Origin of the sequence: Pasteurella testudinis DSM 23072 (assembly GCF_900176075.1) — a bacterium.
Taxonomy (GTDB): domain Bacteria; phylum Pseudomonadota; class Gammaproteobacteria; order Enterobacterales; family Pasteurellaceae; genus Chelonobacter; species Chelonobacter testudinis.
Genome location: NZ_FWWV01000030.1, coordinates 1 through 14,444 on the forward strand (window position 1 = coordinate 1; position 14,444 = coordinate 14,444).

12 protein-coding genes and 1 pseudogene are annotated in these 14,444 nt (G+C 49.2%); 6 read left to right on the forward strand and 7 right to left on the reverse strand.

Annotated elements, in window-relative coordinates:
• Nucleotides 1-127 (reverse strand): annotated as a pseudogene (locus B8880_RS09985) (IS200/IS605 family transposase); the annotation flags it as partial.
• 200 nt (nt 128-327) lie between these two features.
• On the reverse strand, nt 328-2,367 hold the full coding sequence (prlC, locus tag B8880_RS09990) for an oligopeptidase A (RefSeq protein WP_084257469.1): 2,040 nt from the start codon (nt 2,365-2,367) through the stop codon (nt 328-330).
• 133 nt (nt 2,368-2,500) lie between these two features.
• On the opposite strand from prlC, the gene B8880_RS09995 reads away from it, so the two are divergent.
• Nucleotides 2,501-3,343 (forward strand): 23S rRNA (adenine(2030)-N(6))-methyltransferase RlmJ, encoded by an 843-nt coding sequence (locus tag B8880_RS09995; RefSeq protein WP_084257470.1) that lies wholly within the window; start codon nt 2,501-2,503, stop codon nt 3,341-3,343.
• Between the two features lie 122 nt (nt 3,344-3,465).
• Nucleotides 3,466-4,821 carry a glutathione-disulfide reductase gene (gorA, locus tag B8880_RS10000; RefSeq protein WP_084257471.1) on the forward strand — a complete coding sequence of 452 codons (1,356 nt, stop codon included), beginning with the start codon at nt 3,466-3,468 and terminating at the stop codon, nt 4,819-4,821.
• Nucleotides 4,822-5,018: 197 nt separating this feature from the next.
• Here gorA and B8880_RS10005 read toward each other — a convergent pair whose 3' ends face one another.
• The 3 genes from B8880_RS10005 to B8880_RS10015 all read right to left on the reverse strand — a co-directional run bounded on the left by B8880_RS10005 (nt 5,019) and on the right by B8880_RS10015 (nt 7,866).
• Nucleotides 5,019-5,648, reverse strand: a complete 630-nt coding sequence (locus B8880_RS10005; protein ID WP_084257472.1) for a DsbA family protein — start codon at nt 5,646-5,648, stop codon at nt 5,019-5,021.
• The gene (locus tag B8880_RS10010; RefSeq protein ID WP_084257473.1) at nt 5,636-6,517 is read right to left on the reverse strand and encodes an MBL fold metallo-hydrolase; all 882 of its coding nucleotides are present in this window, start codon (nt 6,515-6,517) and stop codon (nt 5,636-5,638) included. The genes B8880_RS10005 and B8880_RS10010 overlap by 13 nt, the downstream gene beginning before the upstream one ends.
• A 194-nt stretch (nt 6,518-6,711) precedes the next feature.
• The gene (locus tag B8880_RS10015) at nt 6,712-7,866 is read right to left on the reverse strand and encodes an MFS transporter (RefSeq protein ID WP_084257474.1); all 1,155 of its coding nucleotides are present in this window, start codon (nt 7,864-7,866) and stop codon (nt 6,712-6,714) included.
• Nucleotides 7,867-8,058: 192 nt separating this feature from the next.
• On the opposite strand from B8880_RS10015, the gene phoB reads away from it, so the two are divergent.
• The gene (phoB, locus tag B8880_RS10020) at nt 8,059-8,751 is read left to right on the forward strand and encodes a phosphate regulon transcriptional regulator PhoB (RefSeq protein WP_084257475.1); all 693 of its coding nucleotides are present in this window, start codon (nt 8,059-8,061) and stop codon (nt 8,749-8,751) included.
• 8 nt (nt 8,752-8,759) lie between these two features.
• A complete protein-coding gene (phoR, locus tag B8880_RS10025) occupies nt 8,760-10,118 on the forward strand; it encodes a phosphate regulon sensor histidine kinase PhoR (protein WP_084257476.1) in 1,359 nt (452 codons plus the stop codon).
• On the opposite strand, the gene B8880_RS10030 is transcribed toward phoR, so the two are convergent.
• Together B8880_RS10030 and ffh are read right to left on the reverse strand one after the other, a co-directional pair.
• The gene (locus B8880_RS10030) at nt 10,102-10,485 is read right to left on the reverse strand and encodes a VOC family protein (RefSeq protein WP_084257477.1); all 384 of its coding nucleotides are present in this window, start codon (nt 10,483-10,485) and stop codon (nt 10,102-10,104) included. The genes phoR and B8880_RS10030 overlap by 17 nt on opposite strands.
• Nucleotides 10,486-10,532: 47 nt before the next feature.
• Nucleotides 10,533-11,915 (reverse strand): signal recognition particle protein, encoded by a 1,383-nt coding sequence (gene ffh, locus B8880_RS10035; RefSeq protein WP_084257478.1) that lies wholly within the window; start codon nt 11,913-11,915, stop codon nt 10,533-10,535.
• 188 nt (nt 11,916-12,103) lie between these two features.
• Here ffh and B8880_RS10040 point away from each other — a divergent pair, with 188 nt between their 5' ends.
• Both B8880_RS10040 and B8880_RS10045 read left to right on the forward strand, forming a co-directional pair.
• Entirely contained in the window at nt 12,104-12,919 is an 816-nt protein-coding gene (locus B8880_RS10040; RefSeq protein WP_084257479.1) for a cytochrome C assembly family protein, read from the forward strand.
• 78 nt (nt 12,920-12,997) lie between these two features.
• Nucleotides 12,998-14,284 carry an HlyC/CorC family transporter gene (locus tag B8880_RS10045; RefSeq protein WP_084257480.1) on the forward strand — a complete coding sequence of 429 codons (1,287 nt, stop codon included), beginning with the start codon at nt 12,998-13,000 and terminating at the stop codon, nt 14,282-14,284.
• Nucleotides 14,285-14,444: the final 160 nt, after the last annotated feature.

Below are 14,444 nucleotides of genomic sequence, written 5' to 3' on the forward strand. Positions count from 1 at the left end.
TGCCTATATCCATTCGTAATTTCCCATAAATCGCTTTTCGTCTGAATTTAGGGGTAAAGACTATGTGATACTTACAGTTCCATCTTGTGTGTGATAAACTCGAATCGTCATTGGACTTACTTGCCATTGGCATATCCTCCTATATTTTGAATTTTGGTTGTCAGCCTTATTCATTATATCGGAGGATTTTTTCTTTTCATCGCTTAAGCTCTTTGATTCCATACGCATAGCGTATGGTTTTTATAGGCAGTCTTCGTCTGCCTATAACAAAGCAGGTCGGGCATAAATACCCGACCTGTTTAGCGAAGATAGAGGGAAAAGTGCGGTTTAACCGGCAATGCCTTTGTGTCTTAACAGCGCGTCCAGTTGCGGTTCGCGGCCGCGGAAGCGTTTGAACAGTGCCATCGGTTCTTCCGAGCCGCCGCGGGTCAGGATATGATCCAAAAATGCCTGACCGGTTTGCGGATTGAAAATGCCTTGTTCTTCAAACAGCGAGAAGGCATCGGCAGACAGCACTTCCGCCCATAAATAGCTGTAGTAACCGGCGGAGTAGCCGCCGGCGAAGATGTGGCTGAACGCATGCGGCGTGCGTACCCAGTCGACGGCTTTGAATAGCGACACCTGATCTTTTACCGTTTTCAGGGTTTCCAACACTTGCGCACCGCACTTTGGATCATATTGATAGTGCAGGCGGAAATCGAAAATAGCGAATTCTAACTGGCGCAATACGAACATTGCCGCTTGATAGTTTTTTGCCGCCAGCAGTTGGGTCAATTTTTCCGTCGGCAACGGTTCGTTAGTTTGGTAATGACCGGAGATAAAATCCAACGCCTCTTTTTCCCAACACCAATTTTCCATAAATTGGCTTGGCAATTCGACTGCGTCCCACGGCACGCCGTTGATACCGGACACGCCGCCGACATCGATCAACGTCAGCATGTGGTGGATACCGTGTCCGAATTCGTGGAACAGGGTGGTGACTTCATCGTGGGTGAACAATGCCGGTTTGTCGCCAATCGGGCGGTTGAAGTTGCACACCAAATACGCCACCGGTTTTTGAATTTCACCGTTGGCAAGGCGTTTGCGCCCGATATAGTCGTCCATCCACGCGCCGCCGCGTTTGTGCGGACGTGCATACAGATCCAGATAGAAGCTACCGCGCAGCTCGTTGTTGCGGTCGTACAGCTCGAAAAAGCGCACTTCATCGTGCCATACGTCAATATCAAACCGCTCTTTTGCCGTGATACCGAAAATACGGTTCACCACCTCAAATAAGCCGTTTAACACCCGATTTTCAGGGAAGTATGGGCGCAGCTCTTCATCGTTGATCGCAAACAGATGTTGTTTCTGTTTCTCGCTGTAGAACGCAATGTCCCACGGCTCAAGCTGCTCGATGCCGAAAGTCTGTGCGGTGTAAGCGGTCAATTCCGCCAGCTCTTTTTCCCCTTGCGGTTTGGCGCGCGTCGCCAAATTCTCCAAGAAATCCAGCACTTGCGTCGGGCTTTCCGCCATTTTGGTGGCAAGAGAGTAGTCGGCGTAAGTGGCGAAGCCGAGCAGTTGTGCCAATTCAAAGCGCAGTTGCATAATCTCTTCGATTAACGGGCTGTTGTCCCAAGTGCCGGCATTCGGGCCTTGATCGGAGGCGCGGGTGTTAAACGCGCGGTACATCTCTTCGCGCAAAGTGCGGTTTTCGCAATAGGTCATCACCGGCAGATAGCTTGGAAATTCCAAGGTGAAACGGTAGCCGTCCAGCTCTTTGCTTTGCGCCGCCTCTTTCGCCGCTTGCAACGCCGATTCCGGCAAGCCTTGCAACTGGCTTTCATCTGTGATCACTTTATCCCAACCCATGGTGGCATCGAGCACATTATTGCTGAATTGCGAGCTGAGCTCGGACAAGCGAGCGACGATTTCGCCGTAGCGTTGTTGTTTTTCCGGCGGTAAAGCAATGCCCGACAATTCGAAATCACGCAAGGTGTCGTTAATCGATTTTTGTTGTGCCAACGACAATTCGGCGAACTCAGCGCTGTTTTTCAGCTGCGAATAGGCCTCGAACAGCCCTTGATGTTGTCCGAGCCAAGTGCTGTATTCGGACAATAACGGCAGGCAGGCTTGATAGGCTTCGCGCAGTTCAGGGCTGTTTTTCACCGCATTCAAATGGCTGACCGGCGACCACGCCCGACCCAGCCGATCACCAGCTTCGCTGAGCGGTTGCACAAAATTGTCCCAGCTAAAGTGCGGTTGTTGCAGCACGTCGGCGACGGTTTGGCGCGCTTGTTGGATTAACTGTTCAATCGCCGGCACGATGTGCTCGGGCTGAATTTGCGAAAAGTGCGGTAGGCCGCGTTGATTTAATAATGGATTATTCATAATTTCTCTTATCGTTGTGATTATTTTTAAATTAAGTGCGGTATGTTTTACCCGAATTCAAGAGAAGAATAAAGAAAAAGCATGCAAAGTGCGGTAAACTGTCGCCAATTTTAAAAATAGGAAAGGACTAACTATGCTGAGCTATCGCCACAGCTTTCACGCCGGTAATCATGCCGACGTGTTGAAACATCTGGTATTGGTGCGGATTATCCGTGCCTTGCAGCAAAAAGAGAAAGGCTTTTTTTACCTCGACACCCACGCCAGTGTCGGGCGCTATAGTTTAAGCGGTTACGAAGCGGAAAAAACCGCGGAATATCGGGAAGGTATCGCCCGTTTATGGCAACGGGACGATCTGCCGCCGGAAGTGGTGGACTATGTGGCGCAAATCAAAAAACTTCATTATGGCGAGCAACTGAAACACTATGCCGGTTCGCCGCTAATCGCCGCCAATTTGTTGCGCCCGCAAGATCGTGCTTTGCTGACCGAACTGCACCCGAGCGATTTTCCGACGTTGCGCAATAATTTTAAGCAGTTTGAGAATGTGACTACCAAGCGTGAAAACGGCTATCAACAGCTGAAAGCGGCGCTGCCGCCGAAAGAGCGGCGCGGGCTGGTGCTGATTGATCCTCCGTATGAATTGAAAGAGGATTACGATTTGGTGGTGCAGGCGGTTGAAGAGGGCTACAAACGCTTTGCCACCGGCACTTATGCGATTTGGTATCCGGTGGTGCTGCGCCAACATGTCAAGCGCATTGTGCGCGGCTTGGAGCAGAGCGGCATTCGTAAAATTTTGCAGATCGAACTGGCGGTACGCCCCGATTCCGATCAACGCGGCATGACCGCCAGCGGCATGATTGTGATCAATCCGCCGTGGACACTGGAGAGCGAGATGAAAGCCGTTTTGCCGTACCTGTGCAAAACCTTAGTGCCGGAAAACACCGCCTCGTGGAAAGTAGATTGGATCACGCCGGAATAAGCGGAAAAGGATAGATTGTTACCGACAATCAAAATAATTAGTTTTATTGAATGGTTTTTCACGGCCTTTTTGGTCAGAATAAACCGCACTTTTATTGATAAATCAGGTTAAGGACAAACAGCATGGCAACGAAACATTATGATTATCTGGCAATCGGCGGCGGTAGCGGCGGTATCGCCTCGATTAACCGTGCCGCAAGCTACGGCAAAAAATGCGCGATTATCGAAGCGAAATATCTCGGCGGTACTTGCGTCAATGTGGGCTGTGTGCCGAAAAAAGTGATGTGGCACGGTGCGCAAATCGCCGAAGCAATCAACTTGTATGCCGCCGATTACGGTTTTGATGTCAATCTGAACGGCTTTGATTTTTCAAAATTGGTCGAAAGCCGCCAAGCCTATATCGGGCGGATTCACCAGTCCTACGAGCGGGTGTTGGGCAACAACAAGGTTGATGTGATCAATGGCTTTGCTAAATTTGTCAACCACAACACGGTGGAAGTGAACGGCGAGCAGATCAGCGCTGATCATATCCTGATCGCTACCGGTGGCCGTCCGTCGATGCCGAACATCAAAGGCGCGGAATACGGCATCAATTCTGACGGCGTCTTTGCGTTAAACCAGTTGCCGAAACGTGTGGCGGTGGTCGGCGCCGGCTATATTGCGGTGGAGTTAGCCGGTGTGCTGCATAATTTGGGCGTGGAAACCCATCTGTTTGTGCGTCAGCACGCACCGTTGCGTAGCTTCGATCCGTTAATCGTCGAAACCCTGTTGGAAGTGATCAACAGCGAAGGCCTGACGTTGCATACCCATGCGATTCCGCAGGAAATCGTCAAAAATGCCGACGGCAGCCTGACCGTCAAACTGGAAGACGGACGTGAGCAAACCGTGGATACCTTGGTTTGGGCGATCGGGCGCGAACCGGCAACCGACAATATCAATCTGGCGGCAGCCGGCGTACAAACCAACGCCAAAGGGTATATTCCGGTGGATAAATTCCAAAATACTAATGTGAAAGGCATTTACGCGGTTGGTGATAATACCGGCGCAGTCGAGCTGACACCGGTTGCCGTGGCGGCGGGACGACGTTTGTCCGAACGTTTATTTAACCACAAACCGAACGAGCACTTGGATTACAACCTGATTCCGACGGTGGTATTCAGCCACCCGCCAATCGGCACGATCGGTTTGACCGAACCGCAAGCGATCGAACAATACGGCGAAGCCAACGTGAAAGTGTATAAATCCTCGTTTACGGCGATGTACACCGCCGTCACCCGACACCGCCAGCCGTGCCGTATGAAACTGGTATGTGCCGGTCCCGATGAGAAAATCGTCGGCTTGCACGGCATCGGTTTCGGCGTGGACGAAATGATTCAAGGTTTTGCGGTGGCGATCAAAATGGGCGCAACCAAAGCCGATTTCGACAACACCGTGGCGATTCACCCGACCGGATCGGAAGAGTTCGTGACCATGCGTTAAAGGAATGCATTAAAGAAATGCGTTAAAGAAATGCGTTAAAGAAATGCGTTAAAGAAATGCGTTAAAGAAATGCGTTAAAGAAATGCGTTAAAGAAATGCGTTAAAAGAATGCGCTAAAAAGTGATATATTCGTTTTTGGAGTATAATGCGCTTATTATATTTATGCCGCCTGAAGATATTTTCAGGCGGCATTGTATTTACATCACAGCGTTGATTTTTTCAGCCAGCTTATCAATATCTTGATATAACCAGCCGTTCGGCAAGACTTTCACTTCGCCATTTTCAGTGTGTAATAGCAAAGCCGGCACGCCTTGAATACCCAGTTTTGCCGCCAGTTGTTGCCCTGTTTGAATCCATTCGACCGCACTTTGCTTGTTATTTTCAGAGAATAGCTTCTCCGCCGCATCGCCAAAACCGTTTTCACGCAGGATTTCAGCTAATACAGCCAAATCGGTAACATTGCGCCCAGCTACATAACGCGCCTGCTGCATTGCTGAAAGTGCGGTCAGGCGTTGTTCAGGCTGCACCGCAGTTAAGGCTTGTACCATCGCAAAAGAGTTGAACGGTGTGCCAAAGGCTTGCAACACGTTTTGATAATAGATGTCGGAAAACAGTTGTCCGGTAAGCGTTTGAATACGTTGATCGTTTGACCACGCGTATTGGGAAAACTCCGCATTCATGCTGCGTTCGCCACCACTGAATAAGCCGGTCGGCAGCAGTTGTAATTCAATCTCCTTATGTTTGGCAATCTCAGAAACTGCGGGCGATGCGCCGTAGCACCAACCGCAGAGTGGATCGAAGAGATAAGTTAGTTTTACTGCGGCCATTTTTCTTCTCCTTTCACGACTTTCGCTCCCAGTTCAAGGCTGCTCTCTTCGCCTAAATTCGGATAGTGTTTTTTCATTGCTTCGATTAATTCCGCGCTGTTTTTCGCCGTTTTATTTTCAGCTTCAAATTGTTGTAAATAGGTTTTGGTGAAATCCAGACTCGCAGGCGAATAGTTTGTGCCTAACGAATGTCCGGCGATCACGCTTTTTGGTGCAAGTTGTTGCATCTCGTTTAAGGTGTTCAACCATGTTTTGCGTTCCGCTTCGGTTTGATCGTCCGCCACCCAAACGTGCAAATTGTCATACACCGACACGCCACCCAAAATGGTTTTCAGTTCGTCGATCCACAAGTAGGTGTGTGCAGGATCGTGGTCTAAATTTTTAATCTCAATTTGGCTTGTGCCGATGGAAAGTGCGGTTGCGTCGGTTGGTTGCGGCAACACTAAAGCGCGCGGCGCATTGTCTGCTAAAATCGGCGACCAAAAATCCGCTTTGCCGATGATGTTGCCACGAATGCGTTTGGCAGTCTCAGGGGTGGCAAGCACTTTGGCGTCAGGGAACGCATGGGTAATCACGTCTAAGCCGAAATAATAGTCAGGGTCGCTATGGCTGATAAAAATGGTTTTCAGCGGTTTGCCGGTGGCTTTGATTTGCTCGACTAAGATTTCGGCATCGTTGCGTTGAAATTGTGCGTCCACCAACAGCACTTCATTGTCACCTTCGACAATCACTGAGCTGACTGGCATCACGCTGTTGGCTTGTGGATTGAACAGCGACAATTTCAGCTCGTCCGCCTGTGCGCCTAAAGCGGTGCTTAAAAGTGCGGTTAGAACCAATGCTTGTTTAAAGTTCGCTTGTTTAAAGTTCATATCGTTTCCTATCGTGTTAATGTGGGGTAAGTGCGGTGCAGTATAGGCAGGAGCAGTCGGGAAAACAATCAACGCTTTGCTTATTTAATTATTAAGCAAAACTTAATAAAGCCGTTTAATTTGCGGTTAAACGGCTTTTATCAATGGCTTTTTAATTAAAAATCATTTTTTAGCACAATGCGGATGACATTACTTTAAACATGAATGCGGCGACTTAGCAGTGTCGCCAAGAAAATGAGACCCACGACAAAAAACAACGCCGTCGGTAAACTGTAAATTTCTGCGCCCAAGCCGACTAAGGCCGGGCCTGCCAACACGCCGACATAACCCAAGGTTGAAACGGCAGTGACGGCTAAGGCTTCCGGCATTTCCGCTTGTTTGCCGGTGGCGGAAAACAAAATCGGCACAATGTTGGAGCAGCCCAAACCGATCAAGCTATAGCCCACCAAGGCCGCTTGCCATAGGTCAAGAGATAAGCTCAACAAAAAGCCGAACATCGCTGTGAGCGAGCCGAGCAACATCATCGGTTTTGCGCCGATATAGCTCACAGCACGATCGCCGAGCAAACGCCCAATAGTCATCGCCACCGAGAAACAGGCAACGCCCAAACCGGCGGAAGCATTCGGCACGGCACGATATTCACTTAAGAAAATGCCGCTCCAATCCAACACCGTGCCTTCGGCGAGGAAAAATACGAAGCAGACCACGCCGATATAAAATACCACGCCTTTCGGCAACGCGAACAATTGCCCCTGTTGCTCGGCAATATCACGGCGAAACCCGACTTGGCACAGACTGAGCAAGGCGAAAATAAATGCCACAGTTAGGAAGCAAGCCACAACCACATTCACGCCGAGCGACAAAAGTGCGGTCAACACCAGCGCACCGCACATGCCGCCGAGGCTATAAAAGCCGTGAAAGCCTGACATTAACGGCGTTGCTGAGGCTTTTTCCACCATCACGGCTTGAATGTTCATCGTGCAATCGGTGATTCCCAAGCAAGTGCCGAACAGCACCAGCACCACCGCCAATGCCAGCGGCGAGCTGACAAAAATCAGCAATGGAAATAACAAGGCACAGCCGCAAACCGCACTGATCAGCACTCTGCGACAACCGTATTTCGCGCTGAAACCACCGGCAATCGGCATGCCGACTAATGCGCCGCCGCCCAAACAGAGCAACATCAAGCCCATTGTGCCGTCGCTGATTTGTACATTGGCTTTCACAAACGGAATAATTGCCGCCCATGCCGCGGTGATAAAACCGGCGAGAAAAAAGACCGCTTTGGTTGCCGGTTGCTCGTGATGAAAATCAGGTAAAAATCGAGAAAACAAAAATTGAGAAAACATAGTTGAAGTGATCCTTGCGAAGTATGCACCTATTCTAATCATTCCAAATAAAGAAACAAGTGCGGTTTGTTTTTCAAGCAATATTGAGCTTTACGCCGTTTCTTTGCTATAGTGTGAAGCGATTATAAGAAAAATTCATATTCGCCTTTCTTTTACTATGTAGGCGAATGAAGTTGAGAAAAGGAGATCTTGATGTCCACGAAAATCCTGTTAGTGGAAGATGAAGCCGCCATTCGCGAGATGGTGGCATTGGTGTTGGTGCAACAAGGCTATGACGTGATGGAAGCCGGCGATTACCGCAGTGCGATTAGGCAGGTCGGGCAACAGATACCGCACTTGGTGGTGTTGGACTGGATGCTGCCGGGCAAATCCGGTTTGCAGTTTTTGCAATATTTAAAACAGCACGAAGAGTGCAGCAAAGTGCCGGTGGTGATGTTGACTGCCAAAAGCGAAGAGGCGGACTGTATCGCCTGCCTGAACGCCGGTGCGGACGATTACGTCACCAAACCGTTTTCGCCGAAAGAGTTGGTGGCGCGCCTGAAAGCGGTGTTGCGCCGCAGCGGTTTCGAACAGATGGAACAGGTGCTGGAAATTGACGGCTTGGTGCTGGATAACAATACCCATCGGGTCAGTTGCAAAAATAAAGAGATTACCCTGAGTTCAACCGAATTTAAACTGTTGAATTTTTTTATGAAACACCCTGAAAAAGTCTATAGCCGCGAGAAACTGCTCGATCGGGTGTGGGGCGATGATATTTATGTCGAGGATCGCACCGTTGATGTGTATATCCGCCGTTTGCGCAAAAGTCTGGAAAAACACGGTTACGATCAATATATCCAAACGGTGCGCGGTGCCGGTTATCGCTTCTCGAAACAGACCAAATAGGAATTACCATGCTTAAAATGCCCTGCTTTAACTTTGTGGTCGAATTGTCGGTCGCCGCGGTGATTGCCGCTGTTTTCAGTTATTTCAGCGGGACATTTTTGGTGTGGTTTTTATTGGTGATATTGCTGATTCTGATTTGGCATCATTACAGCGAAACCCGTTTTCTGAAAATGCTGGATCGCAACCGTGTCAGCGACAAATATCAAATCGGCATCTGGGAAACCATTTCGCAAACCCTCGCGTACCAAAAACGCCGTTCGCATAAAGAGCGGTTTAGAACCTTACGGATTTTGTCGCGCCTGAATAAAAATATCCAGTTTATCCCCGACGCGGTGATTATTTGCCATTATGACGGACAGATTTATTGGTGTAATAATGCGGCACAGGAACTGTTCTCTTTTTTCTGGAATAAAAAAAGCAATAAAAATCTGCTGAACGTGATTTTTTATCCGGAGTTCAAGGCCTATTTTGAAAGCGGCGAACACAAAACGCCATTGGTATTGATGCCGACCCACGATCAATATATCGAGGTCAATTTGAATCGCTACGACGATGAAAATTACATGCTGATTGCGCGCGATATTACCCAAATCATCAAATTGCTACAAAGCCGCCAGATTTTTCTGTCCAATCTCAATCATGAATTACGCACCCCGTTAACCGTGCTTCAGGGCTATTTGGAGATGCTGGAGGATCGCAAGGCGTCGAAAGCGCTGCACGCCAGAGCGGTTGCGATTATGCAGGAGCAGGTGCAGCGCATGAGCAATTTGCTGCAACAGCTGACCTTTTTGATTAAAATCGAAACCTCGTCGCCGAATGATCAGCAGGAAGTGGTTGATGTGCCGGCTATCTTACAGTTGTTGGCGAAGGATTCGGAAATTTTGAGCGATCAGGCGCACCATGTCAGTTTTGAATTGGAACCGCACTTGAAAGTGAAAGGCAATCCGGCGGAGCTGAACAGCCTGTTCTCGAATTTGGTCTACAACGCCATTAAGCATTCGGAAGGCGATAAAATCGAGGTTTGTTGGAAAAAATGTGATGACGGTGCTTACTTTGAGGTGAAAGATAATGGCAAGGGGATTGCTGCGGAACATTTACCGCACTTGACCGAACGCTTTTATCGGGTGCAGGAGTCACGCAGCCGTGACAGCGGCGGTAGCGGCATCGGTTTGGCGATTGTGAAGTATGCGTTGGCGCATATTAACAGCCATTTAAACATCCGTAGCGAGCCGGGCAAGGGCAGTATTTTTTGCTTTACCGTGCCGCATGAATTTTTGGTGGAAGACGGCATGGCTACGGATAACGGCACGGCTACGGATAGCGGCACGCCTAGGGATAACGGCGGCATGCCTAGGGATAACGGCTGATTTCCAGCAGGTTTCCGTCGGGATCGCGCAAATAAACCGACTCGATAGCGCCGAGCGCACCGGTGCGCGGCACAATGCCATCGATAATCTCGACGTTATGCCGTTGCAAGTGCTCAATTACTTGGTTTAAATCACTGGCGGTCAACAGGCATAAATCCGCTGAGCCGCAAACTGCCTGCGCCGCTTTCGGTTCGATCTCTTTGCCTTTCACATGCAAATTAATCTTCTGTTGTCCGAACAGCAACGCTTTACGCTTTTCGCCGAAAGTGATTTCCTGCATACCTAACACTCGGGTGTAAAAATCCAGCGTGCGTTGCAGATCGGCGACAGTTAATACCAAATGATCAAGTGCGGTAATTTGAATCATATTTCCTCCGAGAAACAAAAGTGCGGTCGGAAACCGCACTTGCCGGATTAACGTCTGAACATATTGCCCAAGCCGCCCATTCCGCCGCCGCCCATCATGCCTTTCATGCCCTTCATCATTTTTGCCATACCGCCCTTGCGCATTTTTTTCATCATGCGCTGCATTTCGGTAAACTGCTTCAGCATTTTGTTCAGATCCTGCACCTGCGTGCCGGAACCTTGCGCAATCCGGCGTTTGCGCGAGCCTTTGATGATGTCGGGGTTTTGCCGCTCTTTGAAGGTCATGGAGTTGATCATCGCTTCCATTTTGTTGAACATTTTGTCGTCGACTTGACCTTTGACATGATCCGGCAGATTTTTTGCGCCGGGTAGTTTTTCCAACATGCTCATCATGCCGCCCATTTTTTTCATCTCGATTAGCTGTTCACGGAAATCTTCCAAGCTGAAATCATCGCCTTTCTTGAATTTCTGTGCCATCTTTTCGGCTTTTTCTTTATCGACCGAGCGTTCCAGATCCTCGATCAACGACAACACATCGCCCATGCCGAGAATGCGCGACGCGACACGATCGGGATAGAACGGTTCGAGCGCATCGGTTTTTTCGCCCATACCCAAGAACTTAATCGGTTTGCCGGTAATTTGACGAATCGACAATGCCGCCCCGCCGCGCGCATCGCCGTCCACTTTGGTCAGGATCACGCCGGTCAGCGGTAAGGCTTCGTTAAAGGCTTTGGCAGTGTTGGCGGCATCTTGTCCGGTCATCGCATCGACGGTAAACAGGGTTTCGATTGGATTTAACGCCGCATGAACCGCTTTGATTTCGTCCATCATTTCGCCGTCGACATGCAAGCGACCGGCGGTATCGACAATCAACACGTCATAAAATTTCAGCTTGGCGTGCGCCAATGCGCTTTCGGCAATGTGCACCGCACTTTGGCTGGTGTCGGACGGAAAGAAGTCGGCGTTGACCGTTTCGGCTAAGGTTTCTAATTGCTTGATCGCCGCCGGACGGTAAACGTCGGCAGACACCACCAACACTTTTTTCTTGTGCCGTTCGCGCAGGAATTTCGCCAGTTTGCCGACGCTGGTGGTTTTACCCGCCCCTTGCAGACCCGCCATTAAGATCACCGCCGGCGGCTGGGTGGCAAGATTCAGGGTTTCGTTGGCTTCGCCCATCGCCGCTTCCAGCTCGCTTTGTACGATTTTGACGAATTCCTGTCCCGGGGTCAGGCTTTTATTGACTTCGACCCCAACCGCTCTTTCTTTGACTTTATTGATAAATTCACGCACCACCGGCAGCGCCACATCAGCTTCCAGCAATGCCATGCGCACTTCGCGCAGGGTCTCTTTAATGTTGTCTTCGGTCAGGCGCGCACGGCCGCGAATCGCACGCAGGGTGTGGGAAAGCCGATCAGATAAGTTTTCAAACATAGCATAATTCCTGTAATGAATGCCGCCGCCTTTTTTTGCAAGGGGCGGAAAGATAGTGCCGATTATACAAGATTTCCGCTTATTTTCACCCTTAAACCATTTTGTAGTAGAAAAATCGGGTTAAAACTGGTACTTTCAAGCGAAATGGTTATCAATAAATTCAACTTGGAAGGACGAGAATTCAGGCTATGTACATCTTTGCCGCATTGTCGATTATGGCATATTTAATTTGTACCTTTTCGCTGCTGCCGCAATTGTTGCAGGTGCAGAATCACGAAGGCGCAGCCGTCAGCAATCAGAAACCGAAGCGCAGCCGCTTTATCATCAGCTCGGCAGTGGCGGTGGTGTTGCATGCCGTGTTTATTCAACAATTATTTGCCAACGGCAGCGAACCGTATAATTTTACGCTATTGAATATTTTGAATTTGATGACGTTGCTGATTGTCCTATTGGTGACGATGGCGCTGTCACACCTGAACACCTTGTGGTTTTTGCTACCGATTGTATACAGCTTTGCGATTTTGGGCATTGCGGCGGGGGCGCTGATTCCGGTCGAGGTGGTTGCCTATTTCCATGATAATACCGCACTTTTGATTCATATTTCGCTGGCACTGATTTCGTATGCGCTGTGCTTTATCGCGATGTTATATGTATTTCAGCTGGTTTGGCTGGAGAAAAAACTGAAAAGTAAAAAAATCGTCTTTTCGCCGATGATTCCCTCATTAATGAGCGTCGAGCGCCAGTTTTTTAAGATTTTATGTGCCGGCGAGCTGTTTTTGGGTTTGGCGTTGATCAGCGGCGCGGTTTCGCTGCATAACTTTTTTGCGCCGGAGCAGATCCAAAAAGCGATCTTCTCGTTTTTGGCGTGGCTGGTGTTTGGCCTGCTGTTGATTGCCCACCGGAAATTACACTGGCGCGGAAAGAGGGTGCTAATTTATACAATTTCGGGTATGATTCTGCTCACTATTGCTTATTTCGGCAGCCGAACGTTGCCGGTGTTGTAAGCAAAGTCTGAAAGTGCGGTCAATTTCTATGTCTAAACCGCACTTTCAAGATGATTTCTCAACGGAAGGAAAATTTCTTTGGACAGTATCCCCCTTAGTACGTTATTTATCATTTTAGTCGTACTGCTTATTTGCTCCGCCTATTTTTCAGGCTCGGAAACCGGCCTGCTTTCACTTAACCGCTACCGTATGCGCTACCTTGCCGGACAAGGACACAAAGGCGCACAAAAAGCGGAAGCCCTGCTTAAACGCACCGACACCCTGCTTAGCCTGGTTCTGATTTTTAACAATATGGTGAATATTGTGGCGTCTGCCATCGCCACCATTATCGGTATGCGCTTGTTTGGTGATGCCGGGGTTGCGATCGCCACCGGAGCATTGACCTTTGTGATGTTGGTCTTTTCCGAAATCCTGCCGAAGACATTGGCTGCCATGCACCCTGAGAAAGTCGGGTTTACCAGCAGCCATATCTTGACGGTGCTGCTTAAAATTTCGATGCCGTTGGTGTATTTCATTAATTTTTTCACCAAATTGCTGATGAAATTATTGCGGATCAAAACCGATCACAAAGCGCACAGCATCAGTCAGGAAGAGCTGCGCAGTATCGTGCACGAATCCGGTAAATTTATTCCGTCCGCCCACCAAGAGATGTTGCTGTCGATTCTCGATCTGGAAGAGGTCACGGTGGATGATATTATGGTGCCGCGCAACGATATCGGCGGCATTGATATTGACGACGACTGGAAAGCGATTATGCGCCAGCTCAACCACGCCGCGCACAGTCGGGTGGTGCTGTACAAAGGCGATATGGATAAAAACGTGTTGGGTATGTTGCGGGTGCGCGAGGCTTACCGTTTAATGCTGGACAAAAACGAATTCAACAAGGAAACCTTGATCCGCGCCGCCGATGAAATCTATTTTATTCCGGAAGGCACGCCGCTGAATACCCAGCTATTGAATTTCAAAACCAACAAAGAGCGGATCGGGCTGGTGGTGGACGAATACGGCGATTTGAAAGGCTTGGTGACGTTGGAAGATATTCTTGAGGAAATCGTCGGCGAATTTACTACCTCGATGACACCGTCGATCGAAGAGGAAGTGACCGAGCAATCGGACGGCTCGGTGCTGATTGACGGGCAGGCAAATATCCGCGATCTGAACAAGTTATTCGGCTGGGAACTGAGCACCGAAGGCCCGCGTACGTTTAACGGCTTGATTTTGGAACATCTGGAAGAAATTCCGGCGGAAGGGGTGGTGTGCGAAATCGAGGGCTTGCTGATCACCATTCTTGAAGTTTCCGATAATATGGTGAAACAGGCCAAAGTGGTGCGCAAAGGCACGGCGACGGAAAAAATCAAAACCTAAAATGACGCCGCTGTGACGGCTTAAACCGCACTTTGTACTCTACCGCAAAGTGCGGTTTTTTATTATAGGCAGACGAAGACTGCCTATAAAAACCATACGCTATGCGTATGGAATCAAAGAGCTTAAGCGATGAAAAGAAAAAATCCTCCGATATAATGAA

What these genes read in the sequence shown, in the direction of transcription:
- phoR (WP_084257476.1), top strand. Translation starts at nt 8,760, where the DNA reads ATGCTTAAAATGCCCTGCTTTAACTTTGTGGTCGAATTGTCGGTCGCC.
- B8880_RS10005 (WP_084257472.1), bottom strand. Translation starts at nt 5,648, where the DNA reads ATGGCCGCAGTAAAACTAACTTATCTCTTCGATCCACTCTGCGGTTGG.
- ffh (WP_084257478.1), bottom strand. Translation starts at nt 11,915, where the DNA reads ATGTTTGAAAACTTATCTGATCGGCTTTCCCACACCCTGCGTGCGATT.
- B8880_RS09995 (WP_084257470.1), top strand. Translation starts at nt 2,501, where the DNA reads ATGCTGAGCTATCGCCACAGCTTTCACGCCGGTAATCATGCCGACGTG.
- prlC (WP_084257469.1), bottom strand. Translation starts at nt 2,367, where the DNA reads ATGAATAATCCATTATTAAATCAACGCGGCCTACCGCACTTTTCGCAA.
- B8880_RS10030 (WP_084257477.1), bottom strand. Translation starts at nt 10,485, where the DNA reads ATGATTCAAATTACCGCACTTGATCATTTGGTATTAACTGTCGCCGAT.
- gorA (WP_084257471.1), top strand. Translation starts at nt 3,466, where the DNA reads ATGGCAACGAAACATTATGATTATCTGGCAATCGGCGGCGGTAGCGGC.
- B8880_RS10040 (WP_084257479.1), top strand. Translation starts at nt 12,104, where the DNA reads ATGTACATCTTTGCCGCATTGTCGATTATGGCATATTTAATTTGTACC.
- phoB (WP_084257475.1), top strand. Translation starts at nt 8,059, where the DNA reads ATGTCCACGAAAATCCTGTTAGTGGAAGATGAAGCCGCCATTCGCGAG.
- B8880_RS10015 (WP_084257474.1), bottom strand. Translation starts at nt 7,866, where the DNA reads ATGTTTTCTCAATTTTTGTTTTCTCGATTTTTACCTGATTTTCATCAC.
- B8880_RS10010 (WP_084257473.1), bottom strand. Translation starts at nt 6,517, where the DNA reads ATGAACTTTAAACAAGCGAACTTTAAACAAGCATTGGTTCTAACCGCA.